This window comes from Bradyrhizobium sp. LeoA1Lang (assembly GCF_055413685.1).
The window spans coordinates 20,549-35,810 of record NZ_JBVAPG010000086.1 but is presented as its reverse complement, the minus strand read 5'-3'; the positions used below and the strand labels follow the sequence as shown (position 1 = coordinate 35,810).

The 15,262-nt window shown below is 60.3% G+C and carries 18 protein-coding genes; 2 read left to right on the top strand and 16 right to left on the bottom strand.

Translation table 11 applies throughout. From position 1 onward, the window contains the following. Positions 1 to 142: 142 nt before the first annotated feature. The 7 genes from ACZYOF_RS26075 to ACZYOF_RS26045 all read right to left on the bottom strand — a co-directional run bounded on the left by ACZYOF_RS26075 (position 143) and on the right by ACZYOF_RS26045 (position 6,007). Positions 143 to 661: a cupin domain-containing protein gene (locus ACZYOF_RS26075; RefSeq protein WP_463717574.1), complete on the bottom strand. Its 519-nt coding sequence runs from the start codon at positions 659 to 661 to the stop codon at positions 143 to 145. A 103-nt stretch (positions 662 to 764) separates the two neighbouring features. Continuing rightward, the gene (locus tag ACZYOF_RS26070) at positions 765 to 1,430 is read right to left on the bottom strand and encodes a TetR/AcrR family transcriptional regulator (RefSeq protein WP_463717573.1); all 666 of its coding nucleotides are present in this window, start codon (positions 1,428 to 1,430) and stop codon (positions 765 to 767) included. Further along, on the bottom strand, positions 1,420 to 2,124 hold the full coding sequence (locus tag ACZYOF_RS26065; protein ID WP_463717572.1) for an ABC transporter ATP-binding protein: 705 nt from the start codon (positions 2,122 to 2,124) through the stop codon (positions 1,420 to 1,422). Before ACZYOF_RS26065 ends, ACZYOF_RS26070 begins: the two co-directional genes overlap by 11 nt. A gap of 3 nt (positions 2,125 to 2,127) precedes the next feature. Next, positions 2,128 to 2,859, bottom strand: coding sequence for an ABC transporter ATP-binding protein (locus tag ACZYOF_RS26060; protein WP_463717571.1), 732 nt, complete (start codon positions 2,857 to 2,859; stop codon positions 2,128 to 2,130). Continuing rightward, positions 2,847 to 3,827 carry a branched-chain amino acid ABC transporter permease gene (locus tag ACZYOF_RS26055; protein WP_463717576.1) on the bottom strand — a complete coding sequence of 327 codons (981 nt, stop codon included), beginning with the start codon at positions 3,825 to 3,827 and terminating at the stop codon, positions 2,847 to 2,849. Before ACZYOF_RS26055 ends, ACZYOF_RS26060 begins: the two co-directional genes overlap by 13 nt. After that, on the bottom strand, positions 3,827 to 4,711 hold the full coding sequence (locus tag ACZYOF_RS26050; RefSeq protein WP_463717570.1) for a branched-chain amino acid ABC transporter permease: 885 nt from the start codon (positions 4,709 to 4,711) through the stop codon (positions 3,827 to 3,829). The genes ACZYOF_RS26055 and ACZYOF_RS26050 overlap by 1 nt, the downstream gene beginning before the upstream one ends. Positions 4,712 to 4,744: 33 nt before the next feature. After that, on the bottom strand, positions 4,745 to 6,007 hold the full coding sequence (locus ACZYOF_RS26045) for an ABC transporter substrate-binding protein (RefSeq protein ID WP_130578115.1): 1,263 nt from the start codon (positions 6,005 to 6,007) through the stop codon (positions 4,745 to 4,747). 329 nt (positions 6,008 to 6,336) lie between these two features. Here ACZYOF_RS26045 and ACZYOF_RS26040 point away from each other — a divergent pair, with 329 nt between their 5' ends. Further along, positions 6,337 to 6,951: a glutathione S-transferase family protein gene (locus ACZYOF_RS26040; protein ID WP_130578114.1), complete on the top strand. Its 615-nt coding sequence runs from the start codon at positions 6,337 to 6,339 to the stop codon at positions 6,949 to 6,951. Between the two features lie 118 nt (positions 6,952 to 7,069). On the opposite strand, the gene ACZYOF_RS26035 is transcribed toward ACZYOF_RS26040, so the two are convergent. From ACZYOF_RS26035 to argE, 5 genes are all read right to left on the bottom strand, one after another. Next, on the bottom strand, positions 7,070 to 7,210 hold the full coding sequence (locus ACZYOF_RS26035; protein WP_165421054.1) for a hypothetical protein: 141 nt from the start codon (positions 7,208 to 7,210) through the stop codon (positions 7,070 to 7,072). Then, positions 7,207 to 7,632 (bottom strand): GlcG/HbpS family heme-binding protein, encoded by a 426-nt coding sequence (locus ACZYOF_RS26030; RefSeq protein WP_463717569.1) that lies wholly within the window; start codon positions 7,630 to 7,632, stop codon positions 7,207 to 7,209. Before ACZYOF_RS26030 ends, ACZYOF_RS26035 begins: the two co-directional genes overlap by 4 nt. Before the next feature lie 76 nt (positions 7,633 to 7,708). Next, entirely contained in the window at positions 7,709 to 8,317 is a 609-nt protein-coding gene (locus tag ACZYOF_RS26025) for a glutathione S-transferase (RefSeq protein WP_463717575.1), read from the bottom strand. Between the two features lie 4 nt (positions 8,318 to 8,321). Next, positions 8,322 to 9,314 carry an NAD(P)H-quinone oxidoreductase gene (locus tag ACZYOF_RS26020; RefSeq protein WP_463717568.1) on the bottom strand — a complete coding sequence of 331 codons (993 nt, stop codon included), beginning with the start codon at positions 9,312 to 9,314 and terminating at the stop codon, positions 8,322 to 8,324. Between the two features lie 17 nt (positions 9,315 to 9,331). Further along, the gene (argE, locus tag ACZYOF_RS26015; RefSeq protein WP_463717567.1) at positions 9,332 to 10,507 is read right to left on the bottom strand and encodes an acetylornithine deacetylase; all 1,176 of its coding nucleotides are present in this window, start codon (positions 10,505 to 10,507) and stop codon (positions 9,332 to 9,334) included. A gap of 39 nt (positions 10,508 to 10,546) precedes the next feature. On the opposite strand from argE, the gene ACZYOF_RS26010 reads away from it, so the two are divergent. After that, positions 10,547 to 11,200, top strand: a complete 654-nt coding sequence (locus ACZYOF_RS26010; RefSeq protein WP_463717566.1) for a DUF1028 domain-containing protein — start codon at positions 10,547 to 10,549, stop codon at positions 11,198 to 11,200. Positions 11,201 to 11,211: 11 nt separating this feature from the next. Here the strand turns inward: ACZYOF_RS26010 and ACZYOF_RS26005 are convergent, their stop codons facing one another. From ACZYOF_RS26005 to ACZYOF_RS25990, 4 genes are all read right to left on the bottom strand, one after another. After that, complete coding sequence (locus ACZYOF_RS26005; RefSeq protein ID WP_463717565.1) at positions 11,212 to 12,360, bottom strand: ABC transporter ATP-binding protein; 1,149 nt, start codon at positions 12,358 to 12,360, stop codon at positions 11,212 to 11,214. Beyond that, positions 12,344 to 13,159: an ABC transporter permease gene (locus tag ACZYOF_RS26000; protein WP_130578108.1), complete on the bottom strand. Its 816-nt coding sequence runs from the start codon at positions 13,157 to 13,159 to the stop codon at positions 12,344 to 12,346. The genes ACZYOF_RS26005 and ACZYOF_RS26000 overlap by 17 nt, the downstream gene beginning before the upstream one ends. Further along, a complete protein-coding gene (locus tag ACZYOF_RS25995; RefSeq protein WP_463717564.1) occupies positions 13,156 to 13,956 on the bottom strand; it encodes an ABC transporter permease in 801 nt (266 codons plus the stop codon). The genes ACZYOF_RS26000 and ACZYOF_RS25995 overlap by 4 nt, the downstream gene beginning before the upstream one ends. Positions 13,957 to 14,088: 132 nt before the next feature. Then, positions 14,089 to 15,126 (bottom strand): ABC transporter substrate-binding protein, encoded by a 1,038-nt coding sequence (locus ACZYOF_RS25990; RefSeq protein WP_463717563.1) that lies wholly within the window; start codon positions 15,124 to 15,126, stop codon positions 14,089 to 14,091. Positions 15,127 to 15,262 lie beyond the last annotated feature (136 nt).

Below are 15,262 nucleotides of genomic sequence, written 5' to 3'. Positions count from 1 at the left end.
AAGCCTTCGTGGTAACGCTTGTCATGGCGTGGTCTCCAGCCCGGCGCGTCAACGCCGGGTGATTCGAGGTTGATCACCCCGGAGACTACGCCACTTTCAATTCCAACCGCTTTTCGGACGGCACCGATCTCGGCGCTCGGCATTACTGCTTGCCTCCCAGAGCATCGTGCCAGATTTGTGGTAGCGAGCCGGACGAGCCTTCCAGGGGATCAAACACAGGGATAGGCACACGCCGAGAGCGTTCCACCATCCGTGCGTACTCCTCGACATAGCCCAGCCTGAAATCGTGGATGGCATGGCCCATCGGAAATGCCCCCGTCAGGCGCAAGTCTTCTGTGATCGACTCCCCGAAGTGCCCTACTCCTGCGGGGATCACGACGAAATCACCTTTCGTCATCGTCACGCACACACCCTCCGGGCCGCCGAAGCGTCCCACCAAGGTACCGCGCGTCACCGCGATCAATTCGTGGGTATCACTGTGAAAGTGGTGGCGTGGATACATACCGAAAGAACTGTGCCAATCCGTCGGCCATTCGTTCTTTCGAAACAAATCCTCTATTTCCGGAGGACGCATATCGAAGGCTTGACGGTAGATCAGAACCGGCAGACACGAATTCGGAATGCGTCCGTTGCCCTTCAGGACGTAAGTTTCGATATTCATCGAGTGTGCTCCTCCCCAAGCATCCGCGCGCGATCGAGCGGAGATGCTGCGTGTCTAATCGAGACTCTTGCTGCCGTTCAGACGGTGATCGACCTTACGTACTTCAGCCGGGGCTCCGCACCGTGAGGCCGTCGAGAAAGAGATCGATACCATCCGCGTAAACCTGCTCGATCGTGCGCTCATAGATTGTCGTCCGGCCGGCAACAGCGAGGTAAGCGTTACCCATCCACTGCCCCCACAGAGAAAGCGTCGCCGCGCGCGCGTCGACCGGCCGTGCCTCTCCGCGCGAAATTCCCAACTTGATGGCTTCCTCGATCGTTAGAATGCCGTCATTGAGCCGCGCGCTAATTTTGGCAGCGGCATCGGGAGGCAACGTTTCCTTGCGACCCGGCATGAAGAAGAACGAAAGGGTCGTAAAATACTCCGGATGAACGCGAAAGAAGTTCATATAGGAGATCGACATTCGAAACAGGTTATTGCGGACCGAGTCGTTCCGGTCGAACGACGTGATCAGCATCGTGATCATCGCATCAAGGTCGCGGAACAGAAGCTCCGTATATACTTCCTGCTTGCTCTTGAAATACAGATAAATCGTCGCCCGCGATATGCCCGCGGTATCCGCGATGTCGTCGATCGTGACCGACGCATAGCCGCCCGCGAGAAAGATGTTCTTTGCAGCGTCGAGAATCTCGGCGCGTCGGCGCACAATCCGCTTTGAGCGGCGACGCTCCTTTATCGCGACCGGGTCGCGCTTATCATCAGATCCCAAGGTAGGCACGTCTCAATCCATCATCCTGCAAGAGCGTGGCGCCGAGGCCATGCATGGCGCCCCGTCCGCTTTCCAGCACATAAGCATAGTCGGCCGTCTCGAGCACGTGGACGACCTGCTGCTCGACGATCAGGATCGGAACGCCCCTATCCCGAATCGCCTTCACCAGTCTGAATACGTCCTCGACGAGCATTGGTGCCAAGCCAAGCGTTGGCTCGTCCAACATCAACAGTCGAGGACATGACATTAGTCCGCGACCGATGGCGCACATCTGTTGCTCTCCCCCTGACAGGGTACCGGCCAGTTGGTCACGGCGCTCCGCCAAGCGTGGCAGGAGATCGAAGATGAACTCGAGCTGCTGCTTTCGCTTGTCACGCGCCGCCTTTCCGTACGCTCCGATTTCCAGGTTCTCCAGAACGCTCATAAACGGAAACAGCCGGCGTCCCTCCGGCACATGAATCAAGCCCTGCTCGACAATCTGATGAGGAGGCAGCCGCGAGATATCCTTGCCGTCGAGCTCTATGCTCCCGCTGCGATTCTTGACCAGCGCCGATATCGCGGACAATGTTGTGGTCTTGCCTGCGCCATTGCTGCCAACCAACCCGACGATTTGCCCAGCTCCCACGTCAAATGAAAGCTGTTCGACGGCTTGTACGTCTCCGAAACGTACACTGAGATCACGGACGCGCAGCATCGACTAGCTCCTCGACGCCGCAAAATTGGCGCCAAGATACGCCGACAGCACCACCGGATCGCGCGTAACCTCCGCAGGAGTTCCCGTTGCGATCGGCTTCCCATTTTGAAGGACCAGGATGCGATCCGATAGCTGCATCACCGCGCTCATGTGATGCTCGATCACCACGAGAGCTATGCCTCGCTCCCTCAGCCGTTGAATGAAGCCGATCATTTTCTTGACTTCGATCGGGATAAGCCCGCCCATGACCTCATCAAGCAGGAGTGCGCGAGGGGACGTTGCCAGGACTTTGGCCATCTCCAGCCGCTTACGGTCGCCGATCGGAAGCTGTCCAGCGGACACATCACATAGAGCCGACATGTCAAGATCGCTCAACACTTTCCGGGCGATCTCACGTGCCATTTCGATCGACCGTGCACGAAGCATTGCCCCCATGACGACGTTGTCGAGCACGCTCAGGCCCCGAAATGGCTGCACGATCTGAAAGGTGCGAGCGAGGCCCGCGCGACACCTGCTTTCGGGAGAGACGCCCCCTAAATCCATGTCGTCGAGGGATACTGAGCCCCGGTCCGGCCTGAGAAATCCGGTCAACAGATTGAAGACGGTGGTCTTTCCCGCCCCGTTGGGCCCGATGATCGAAAGGATTTCGCCGGGGCGTGCCGTGAAGCTGACGTCCTTGACTGCGGTCAAGCCCCCGAAGCGCTTCGTCAAATCCGTTGCCGTCAGGACCGCCATATCGCGCTCCGCTTCAAGAACGCATGTACCGAGGGTCCGAGCCCCGTTGGGGCGGCAAGCAGCACCAGGATCACGATGGCTGCGTAGGCAAGCTGCGTCAGGCCTGAGATTTGATCACCAAGATACACCTGCATGACTACGGAGACGACCGACACCAGGAGTGCGCCGACGATCGGGCCGTATGCCGTGCCGAGTCCGCCAACGATCGCCATCAGCGCAAAATTGAGCGACAGGTTCAGGCCCATCACGCTGTCCGGATCAACATACAGATAGTATTGCGCATGCACGCTGCCGCAAATGCTGATGAGGCCGGCAGACAGCGCGAATACGCCTATCCGAAGAGGTAAGGTGCGGATTCCGAGCGCGCGCGCGGCCTGGTGGTTCTCCCGGAACGCAACCAACGCATAACCCACCTTGCTCGCAGCAATCATCCGCGTGACTGCGTAGAAGACAATGACGAGAACGAGGGCGACGTAAGTGTAGACGAGCTTCTTGGCGAAGATCAGATTCTCAGGGCTCGGCCGAAGTGGGATCGCCAACCCCGATGGCCCGCCGGTGAGATCTCGCAAGTTGATGGCGCTGATGTGGACGACGGCGCCAAAGGCGAGCGTCGACATGACGAAGAAGGAGCCCTTCAGCCGCATCGTGATGGCGCCCAGGAAAACGGCCAGAGCCGCGCTGACAATCGCGCCGAGCCACATTCCTATGAGCGGACTAATCCCCGCCTTCAGGAAAAGGATGGTCGAGACATAGGCGCCAATGCCGTAGAAGGCTGCATGGCCAAGCGACAACTGGCCCGCATATCCTCCGCTTAGGTTCCAAGCGAGTGACGCGGCGGCACCCAGAAGTGCCAGCGTGACTGCTGCCACGAAGAACGCGTCAGAAAATATGAGGGGCAGAACCGCCAAAGCCACAAATCCGGCAGCGGGCAGCAGAAGTCCGGTGAGTGGAGAGTGAGCCGGCTTCATCACGTGACATCCATGACTTCGGCACCCTTGCGGCCGAAGAGACCATTGGGACGCACGGCGAGAACAACCATGAACAGAACAAAATAGACGAGCTGCTTCAATTCTCCACCAGCAAAGTACCCGGTGAACGACTCCACTATGCCGATCGAGAGTCCCGCCACCACCGCGCCGGCGATGCTTCCCATCCCGCCCAGAACGACGACGACAAATGAGATCAGGATCATGTCGGCGCCGGTGTAGGGATTTACTGGAAATAATGGCGACAGAAGGATGCCGGCCGCTCCCACCAGTGCGCAACCAAGAGCAAATGTGACCGCGTAGACCTGGTCAACATTGATGCCGACTAGTCGCGCCGAACGACGATCTTGCGCCGTGGCGCGTATCGCGCTTCCGATGTACGTGTACTTCAGAAACGCCGCCAATCCACCGGCCAACATCAGCGCGACGACGAAAACGGCAACGCGCAACCAGGACACATAGAGTGGCCCGATCTGAAACGCGACCGTCGCATAAGGCGTCCTGATCGATCGAAAATCGGACGTGAACAGCGTCAGTAAAAGGTTCTGCAGAAGCAGCGATAGCGCGAAGGTGACGAACACCTGGACCACATGCGGGGCCTCGAGCGTCGGTCGGATCAACAGGCGTTCAGTCACAAGTCCAAGGACGAACATCAGCGGCACGACGGCAACGCTCGCGACAAAGGGATCGATTCCGACGCGCTGAAACATGAAGTACGTCAGGTACATCGCTATCGTGAGGTACTCGCCATGCGCAAAGTTCACGACTCGTAAGACGCCGAACACCAGGGTCAAACCGACACTGATCAGCGCGTACACCCCGCCGATGAACAGGCCCGACAAAGCAAGCTGAATGTAGATGTCCATGAGAGCTCTTGGATCGCCGGCTCTAGTTCGATGTCACCGCGCATTCCAGGCGGGCAGCGGCACCATGATGGGATCGCGGACCTTGTTGGCTTCCGGATAAACGGACATCATCTTCTGATCCTGCCACTGGACCACGCTGCCGAAGGCCCGCTGATTCTGGCCCTTATCGTCGAATTTCAAACCCCAGCCATTGATGTAGGACCCGACCGGCACATCGACCTTGAGCGATGCGTCACGAAGATCCGAGGCGCCATCGGAAGCCGCCCTACCCACGATGTCCCGCGCAAGCGCAACGCCCACGACAAATCCGAGCGACTCCTGGACCGCAGGCGTAACCTTGTACTTCGCCTCGTAGCGCTTCACGAACTCTTCACGATCTGCGCGCGCCTCGGCCGTTAGAGAACTCAAATTAGCTTCGAGCGGGAACGACGATGAGAAGATTCCGTTCACATCCTTCCCGATCGCCTCGGCCAGAGATAGCGTGGAGTGACCCGCGCTGGTGCCTACAAACGCCTTCGGGCTGTAATTCATTTCCTTCATCTGCCGCTGGAGAAGGATAGCGTCATTGATGAATTGCGTGGCTATGATCATGTCCGGATCGAGCGAGCGTAGCTTCAGGACCAGCGGAGACAGATCGGTGGTCTTGGCAGAATAGAATTCGCGCAATCCGATCTTGATACCGAGTTTTTCAGCCTGGTCGATGACGGCCTTGGACACGTCGACGCCGAATGCAGAATCCTCGGCAACGACCGCAACGTTGAGGTTTTTCGGATCGATCTTCAGCATCGGCGCAAGGACTTGGGCGGTATATAGCGGAGCGGGCTGGCCAAGGCCCGCGGCGCTCAGCCCCATCCGGAACACGTTCTTGAAGTCGCGCTCCGTATAGTTGTTCGCAACCGCCATGCCTTCCCAGTAAAACGCGCCATTGCGCTCGGCCTCCTGGCTCGCCACCATCCCAACAGCACTCGTCGAGCTCCCGACGAAGATGCGCACGCCTTCTCGCGAGGCGAGACGGTTGGTCTCGCTGATAGCGGCTTGCGGGCTATTCCCGTCGCCCTTGAAGAGCTGGATTTTCCGCCCGTTGATGCCACCGCGATCATTCACAAGGTCAATCGCCGTCTCGACGCCCTGATAATTCTGGTTGCCAAATACGGAATTCCCCCCGGTCAACGGAAAGATGCCACCAATCTTGATCGGGCCTTGTGCAAGCACTGATCGAGACGTGAGAACGACCGGCGCCGCCGCAAGGAGACCCAGGACCTTTCGGCGCGGAAGACAATGCTTGGACTGAGACATGCTTTACCCCCTGTGAAGCCTCGATCAAAGAAACGACCGGCTAGAACGATTCAGATCGCGACGAGGTCGCCAGATCCGCGCGTTTTTCTCCCCCACCACGGACGCCACGATGCGACCGACGTATCGGCCGCTCGTCTGGCTGAGCCCCTTCACGGCGCGCTTGAAGGCCCCCCTCAACGAAAGCACCAATCCGATCAATTATTATACTATATGGAGTTATAGTCCATAAATTAGACATGTAAAGCTATATCGTCTAATTATTCATGGCGTGTTGCCGCAGCCACTCCCTCCTTGGGGCAGCCTTCAAACGTCCAGATCAGAGCGCGTACATGAAACTCACCTTCGCCCCAGCTTCTCCCTTTGCTCGCAAAGTCCGCATTGCCGCGATCGAGCTGGGCCTCATCGACCAAATCGAGCTCGTGGCGACCGCGGTCGTACCGGGTCAAGCGAACGAGGAATATTCCCGCATCAACCCGCTCAAGAAGTTGCCGGTCCTGATCCTCGACAATGGCGATGCGATTCTCGATTCCTACGTCGTCGTCGAATATCTCGACGAACTCGCGGGCGGCGGGAAGCTGCTCCCTCTCTCAGGTCCAACTCGCTGGCGGGTCAAAAGCGAGCATTCGATGCTGCAAGGCATGCTCGATTCCATGCTGCTCTGCCGTTACGAGAAGTTCGCGCGCCCCGAAGGCACGCATTGGAACGCCTGGCTTGACGATCACTGGAACAGGGCGTGGTGCGGATTTGCGCATTTCGCGCGACAGCCGACCCTGATGTCGCGTCCGTTCGACGTCGTTGCTATCTCGCTCATTTGCGCGCTCGGTTATGCCGACTACCGGTTTCCCGATTGCGGATGGCGCTCGGCTTTCCCAGAGCTCAACGAATTCGCGCGAGCCTTGGCGGATCGCCCATCAGTGAAGGTCTCAGCGCCACCCGCACCGTGAACATTGCGGGTATGTGCGGCTCTTCATGAACCGCCATCGAGCCCGAATACAACCCACCGCTCAGTTGGTGCAGAAAGCAAGTGCATAGCTAGCGGCAGCTACTAGGCCAAATATAAAGTCACGACCGGCTGTCAAACAGCATCGGTGGCGCGCGGCCGTTGATGCGGGGCGTCTGCCGGACGACGGAGCTCTCGTCACATTTTCCTTCGCGCAGATAGCTCCGCGCCGTTTCGCTCAGGCCAGCTTCAAACTCGCTCATGGCTTTTGATCCTCCGCTCCGATCGCCGCTAACGCGGCGCGGGCTACTTCGACGTCTTGTGCACCAGTGCCTGACCCCACGCCGACCGCACCGACACATTGGCCTGCTATAATGATTGGCAGTCCACCTTCGAGGTTGGTGAGCCGGCCCCCACCCGCAATGGCAAGCTTGATCTCGTTGGCCGGATCGAGTCGCGACGTCGGTTGACGATGTGAAGCCGCGGTGATGGCCTTGGACATCGAGGTCTCCCGTGACAGCAGTTTGGCGCCATCCATCCGAACAAATGCCAGAAGGTTGCCGCCGTCATCGACGATCGAAATGTTCTGCGGTGCGTTAAGCTCTTCCGCTTTGGCTATCGCGCCAGCCAACGCCTTGAGCGCGCCGTCATGTGTCAATTTGAGAGAGGGTTTGGTCGTCGCCATTTTCGATAGCTCCGGTATCATGCCTTGTACGGCTCGGTGAAGCGTGCGAAGGCATACTCCCGACGAATGTCTCAAATCATCCATCCGCTGGAAACGTGTCTCGCAAAGACGGACGCAGCGACATGGTTTCGAACCAAACGGCCAGCGCCGGCCGCGTTGTACGCCAGTCGAATGACGCGAAACGGAAATCCAGATAGCCAAGCGCACAGGCGATGGTGAGGCTGCCGATGCTGATGCGTGCGCCGAATTCAGCGACCGTGTTTTCCATCTGGTCGAGTGCTGCGGCGATCTTGGTCATCTGGCCGTCTATCCAGTCGGCCGATCGATGCTCATCACTTCTGCAGGTGTTCTCGTAGCGGGTCAGCAGGGCGGCATCGAGGAGGCCGTCACCGAGGGCCTGTTCGGTGAGGACCTGCCAGCGCTGGGGCCCGCGCGGAAACAGCGAGCCATTTCCGAGGTCATCGAGATACTCGCAGATCACCCGACTGTCGAATAGCAGCGTTCCATCCGCCAGTTTTGTGGCCGGGACCTTGGCGAGCGGATTGAAAATGGCGATCCTCTCATCGCGCTTCAACGGATGCGCGGCGCTCGGCAGCCGCACGATGCGATCAGCGATGCCAAGTTCGATCGCGCACGCCATGACCTTGCGAACATAGGGCGATGTCGGCGCATAAAACAGTTCGATGGCATCACTCATGAGCGTCTCCCGTCGGCAGCAGCAACACCTTGCCGATGTTCTCATTGGCTTCGAGAATGCGATGGGCTTGTGCGGCGTCACTGAGTGGCAATTGCCGCCAGATCAGCGGCCTCACCACGCCAGACGCGACCAGCGGCAACACCTCGGCGCGGAGCACGGCGGCGATCGCCGTCTTCTCCTCATCCGACTTCGGTCGCAGCGTCGACGATGTCAGATACAATCCCTTGCGCATCACCAGCCCGAGATCAATCGGGACAACACCACCCTCCATGAAGGACAGGCTGACATGGCGTCCGCCCGGCGCCAGCACGTCGAGATTACGTGCAACGTAAGAACCGCCGACGATATCGAGCACGACATCGACGCCGCGCTCGCCGGCAGCATCGCGCGCTGCGGCAACGAAATCGTCGGTACGATAATTGATCGCGGTGGCGCCCAGCGCTTCGACTGCCTTCTTCTTGGCGTCGCTGCCGACCGTCGCGATGGCCGTGGCGCCGCGGGCGATGGCCATTCGTATCGCAACCGTGCCGATGCCGCTGGCGCCGCCATGCACCAGTACGGCCTCCCCCTTCGACAGCCGACCGCGCTCGAACAGATTGTGCCAGACGGTGAAGAGCGCCTCGGGCAGGGCTGCCGCCTCTTCCATCGTCAGGCCCTCGGGCACAGCGAGACAATGCGATGCCTTGGCAAGGCAATAGCGCGCATAGCCGCCGCCCTTGACCAGTGCCATAACCGCCTGACCGCGCAAGTCGGCGTCGCCATCGACCACGCGCCCTGCAACTTCGAGCCCGAGCACATCGGTGACACCTGCCGGCAGCGGGACGGCGCCACTCCGCTGCATCAGATCGGGGCGATTGACGCCAGCCGCGGCAACCTCGATCAGGATTTCGCCGGGACCGGGCACGGGCACGGGTCGCGCGACCTGCATCAGCACGTCGGGACCACCCGCCTGCGTTGCGATGATGGCCTGCATGGTGGGGGTCATTGTCGAAACTCCGTTGCTCATTCCTGCATCCAGTCTGCACTCGGCCGGCTTAGCAAAACGGCCAGCCTGTCGATCATCGCGCTCGCCGCAGCGAGTTCATCAAAGCCGATCCATTCGTCGGCCTTGTGCCCGCGCGCCATATCGCCGGGTCCGCAAACCAGCGTCGGGATGCCCGCTTCCGCGTAGAGGCCAGCCTCGGTGCCGAATGCTACTGTCGTTGCGGGCTGCGTGTCGCTTGCAAGTCGCGCAACCAGACGTGTCGCAGGCGCATCGGCATCGGTATCCAGGCCGGGATAGGCCGACAGTTCTTCGGAGATGATGTCGGCCTCTGGCGCGCTGTCACGAAGTCGATCACGCTCGCGCGCAACCAACTCATCGATCCGTGCAAGGATTTCGCCAGCGTCACGGCCCGGGATGGTGCGGATCTCATATTCCAGCGTGGCGCGTTCCGGCACGAGATTGACCATGCTGCCGCCATGTAGCGATCCGACATGAATCGTGGTGAATGGCGGGTCGAAGGCCGCATCGCCGCCGCGTGCGATCTCCTGATCGGCGAAACCGCGCAACGCATGAGCGATCGCCACCGCGGAATCGACGGCATTGGTCGCGCGATGCGGCATCGCCGAGTGGCCCGTGCGCCCGATCACCGTCAAGCGACGCGCCACCTTGCCCTTGTGCGCGCGAACGACGCGCATCGTGGTCGGCTCTCCGACGATGGCGAGCGCCGGCGGCGCGACGGACTGCGTCAACGCACGCACCAGATCCGGCGCGCCGCGGCATCCCACTTCCTCGTCATAGGAAAACGCCAGATGCACCGGAACGGCCTGAGCCGCCTCCTTGAGACGCGGCACGGCGGAGAGAACGACAGCCAGAAAGCCCTTCATGTCAGTCGCGCCGCGACCATAGACGCGCTGATCACGGATGACGCCGGCAAATGGCGGCACAGTCCAGGCCTGCCCCTCCACCGGCACGACGTCCGTATGTGCCGACAGAACGACACCGGCTCGGTCCGCCGGACCGATGGTCGCGAGCAGCGACGCCTTGCGTCCGTCACGCGACGGCACGCGACACGCCGTCACGCACGATGACGCAAGTATCCGCTCGATGTATTCGATGATATCGAAATTGGAACTCGAACTTATACTTTCAATTTTGAGGAGCCCGCAAAGTATTTGAGCTATCTTTTCGATCATCTATACTACCATTACTTTTTCGAATACAGGAGCATCACGATGACCTATTCTATCTCGGCGCGTTGTCCGGAGACCGGCGCATTCGGCATCGCCATCACGTCGTCCAGTATCGCGGTGCCGGCGCGCTGCGCGTGGGTCGGGCCTCTGGGCCTCGTGGTGTCGCAGAATGTGACCGACCCGGCGCTCGGCCCGACCGGTCTTGCGCTGCTGCGTCAGGGCCTCGGTGCCGCTGCCGTCCTCAACAGCCTCACGCTCGGCACACCGCAGCCAGCATGGCGACAGGTCGGCGTGATCGATCGTTACGGTCAGGTGGCCTGGCATTCCGGCGCTCAGGCATTGGCCACGGCGGCAATTGCTGAAGGCGCTGGCTGCCTCGCGCTTGGCAATCTGCTCGCCGACGACAAGGTGCCCGGCACGATGATTGCGCGGTTCGAGGCGACCACTGGCCAGCCACTGGCGGAGCGGTTGATGTCGACGCTCGAAGCCGGCCTCGATGCCGGCGGTGAGACCGACGACGAGCATGCGGCGGGCCTGCATGTCGCTCACCTCTTCGACTGGCCGGTAGTCGACCTGCGTGTCGACTGGCACGACGCGCCGATCGGCGAATTGCGCGCACTGTGGGAGCGCTATCGGCCGCAGCAGAAAGACTATGTCGCACGCGCGAAGAATCCGGGCGCGGCGCCGTCGTTCTAGACGCAGACGCCTCACGGCGCCTCGCCCGGCGGAAACGCCACGATGTCGTCGGAGCCCATCGACAATCCGATCTCGGCTCCGACCGGACAGGACGACAGTGCCGCAATGCCCGGCGACCGCAGCAAAATATGATCGCGCGCGCTACCTGGCGCGTCGATATAGAGATCGACATGGCCGCCCTGGAACACCTGCGTCGTCACAGTGCCAGGCAACGATCCCGATGCCCCTCGCGACGTCACGGAAAGATGTTCCGGCCGTACGAAGACATCCACGGAACCGCCAATCGATACTTCGGCAATAGATGCTGCAGGAACGCTCGCGCGCACATCACCAATCGAGACCACCGCGGCATCGCCGCTCCGCTCGACGAGCCGACCGTTGAGAACGTTGGCATCACCCACGAAGGACGCGACGAAGCGATCGGCGGGACGACGATAGATATCGTCAGGCGCGGCGATCTGGCGGATGCGTCCGGCCGACATCACCGCGATGCGATCCGACATCGACAGCGCCTCGCCCTGGTCATGGGTAACAAAGATCGTGGTGACGCCGAGCTCGCGCTGAATCTGCTTGAGCTCGACCTGCATGGAACCACGCAGATTCTTGTCGAGCGCCGAGAACGGCTCATCCAGCAGCAGCACCTTCGGCTTGATCACGAGCGCACGCGCGAGCGCAACACGCTGCTGCTGACCACCCGACAATTGCCGGGGCTTGCGGTCTGAGAAACCGGTGAGCTTGACCAGCGCCAGCGCCTCGTCGACACGGCGCGCCATCTCCTTCTTGTCGACGCCGCGGGTCTTCAGTCCATAAGCGACGTTCTTCGCGACGCTCATATGCGGAAACAGCGCATAATTCTGAAACACGATGCCGATCTCGCGCATGTGCGCCGGCGTTTCGGTGACCAGAGCGCCTTCAATAAAGATCTCGCCACCGTCCGCTTCGAGGAAGCCCGCAACAAGATTGAGCAGCGTGGTCTTTCCGCAACCTGACGGTCCCAGCAAGGTCATGAACTCGCTCGACCCGATCTTCAGCCAGGCCTCATGCAGCGCGATGGAATCGCCGAAGCGCTTGGTGACGCCGTCGAGCTGCACGGCCGGACGGGCTTTGTCGCTTCCCGCGACTGACGTATTTGCAGCCATCTGATTAGTGCGCATCAACATTCAGGATTTTCCCGAGGCCCAGGAAGGAATTGGCGATCGTGAGCAAGGTCGCGGTCACGACGATGTAGATGACCGACAGGGCGGCCAGTGTGGGATCCGCGAATTCGCGGACGTAATTGTACATGGCGACCGGCAGCGTCTGCGTGGCGTGGCTGCTGACGAACAGAGTCGCCGTGAATTCATTGAACGATAGAATTGCTGCGAATAGCCAGCCGCTCAGCAAGCCCGGAATCAAAAGCGGGATCGTCACGGTGAACAGGATCCGCAGCGGCGTGGCGCCAAGGCTGGACGCCGCCAGTTCGAGCCGGATGTCGAGATTCTCCAGCGAGATGTAAGTGCTGCGCATCACGAAAGGCAGCACCATTACCACATGGGCGAAGATGACGAGTGGAAGGCCGCGCCCGACATTGGTCTGCGAGGCGAGGATGAGAACGCCGAGGCCGATTGTGTAGTGCGGGATGATCAGCGGCGACAGCAAAATGCCTTCGAGAAGATTCCTGAGCGCGAATTTGTAGCGGTGAATGGCGAAGGCGAAGGCCGAGCCGACCACCAGCGCGATGCTCGACGCCCACACCGTCACCGTCAGGCCATTCCAGAAGCCCTTGGCGAAATCGGGATAGGAGAACGCGCGCCAGAACCAGCGCAGCGACCAAGATTGCGGGGGAAAAACCAAGATCGCACGGTCGTTGAAGGCCGAAATCGCCACTACGATGCCCGGCAGCAGCACGAACAGGAGAACGGCGGCGACGAGGATGCGTCCCGACCATCGAAGCAGCAGGGCGCCTGGAGAGCGCTTCATGTCGTGGCCGCCATACGTTCGAGTGGGCTCGCGGCCTTCTTCAGCAAGGCGACCACGGCCAGCGACAATGCGAGGCCAATGATGGAGAGACTGGCAGCAAAGGGGAAATTGAAGGACGAGAAGCCGAGCTGATAGATCAGCGTCGACACCGTACTGACACGCCCGCCGCCGATCAGCTGCGGCGTCGCGAAAGCACTGAACGTCCATGCGAAGGCCGTGGAGAAACCGGCGACGATTCCGGGCATCGACAGCGGCAGGGTAATGGTGAGGAAAACGCGGACCGGACCGGCACCGAGACTTTCGGCGGCCTTCTCGTAGTTGCGGTCAATATGCGAGAGCGCTGCGGCCAGCATGATCACCATGATCGGCATGGTCACATGCACCAGCGCAGCGACCACGCCGCCAGCGGTGAACATCATCTGCACCGGACGATCCGCCAGACCGAGCTTGAGCAGCAGCGTATTCAGAAAGCCGTTGTTGCCGAGCACGATCATCCACGAATAGGTCCGCACTACCTCGCCGAGAAACAGCGGCGTGACCGACACGATCAGAATAAGGGAGCGCAGCGCCGAGCTATTGGTGCGCACCAGCGCATAAGCCAGCGGATAGGCCAGGATCAGCGTGAACACCGCCGTCTCGAAACACAGCAACACTGTATTCCAGAATGCCAAAGCATAGAGCGGCCGCAGCATGGCCGCGAAATTCTGCCACGTGAACTCACCGACTTCGAGCGAGCCGGGAATATAGGCCCGGACGCTATATTGAAAGACGGCCAGCATCGCCGCGACCAGGGCCACAGCGACGAGGCCGGCCGGCGAAACGAACCAACCCAGAAACGGACGTGTGTTCATGGACAAACTCGACGTGGGCAAACTCAAAGCGATGGACCGCGATCCGGCGGTATCAGCCGGATCGCGACCAGGACCATGTTATGGAGCCATAATGTTCTCGGTGAACCACTTGCGCCAGGTACCGGTCTTTTCGGCGCGCAGCTTGGCGTCGATCAACAGGGTCTGTTTCGCCCACTGATCCGGCGTGGAGAAGACGCCGGTCAAAGAGGCGATCTCGGGCTTGAGCTTGGCATTGTCGACCACCGGGCTGCCCTTCTTCAGTTCGGCGATCTTGGCCTGAACTTCCGGATCGAGGGCGATGTTCATGAACTTGTAGGCCAGCTCCGCCTTAGTCGAACCTTTGGTGATGGCCATGGTGTCGACACCGAGCACCGCGCCCTCCTTCGGGATCACGAGCTTGATCGGCACGCCCTGGTTCTGCATGTAATAGGCATTCATCGACAGCACGACCTGGACTGGCGTCTCACCGGTGGCGAACAGCTGCTGGCTGTTGGCGTCATTGGTGTAGAATGCCTTGTAGTTCGGCTTCAGCGCCTTCATCTTGGCTTCGCCGACTTCCCAATTCGCAGCATCACCGCCCGACAGGTTGGCCGCAACGACCATCACATGACTCGGGTCGAAATCGGGCGACGAGATCATGCCCTTGAGCGCGGGATTCCACAGGCCTTCCCAGCTGTCGAAGCTGACGCCCTTGGGTAGCCGGTCAGGCAAATAGCCGATGGTGTAGACATAGGCCCAGGCGCCGATGTGGTACGGGCTGATCCTGGCCTGCTCGACCAAATGGCTGGCATTCGGAATCTTCGCCATGTCGAGCTTCTCGAACAGATTGTCGTTGGCATAGAGCCAGCCGACATGGGCCGTCGTGAAGGTGACGTCGCTCTCGGGCTTGGCTGCGGCGAGCTTGGCCTGATTCAGCCGGTCGATCGTGCCGCCGGTGATGTATTCGACCTTGACGCCGGTCTCGGCGGTAAACTTCTTCGCGATCGCCTCGTCGATCAGATCGCGGAAACTTCCACCCCAGGTGCTGACGACCAGCTTCTCCTGGGCAGATGCCTGCCCGCCGATCGCGAGCGTCGACAGCAACATCAGTGCAGTAAGCTTCAAAGCGCGCTTCATCTCGAAACCTCACAAGAATTATGACCCCGAGAGAAAAGCAAACACCATGCCAAGCAAACGAATTCGGCAATATTTTCAAGTATTTCCAGCGCAAAAAACTCCGTTGATCTTTCATTCGAAAGATCTCATTTCAGAA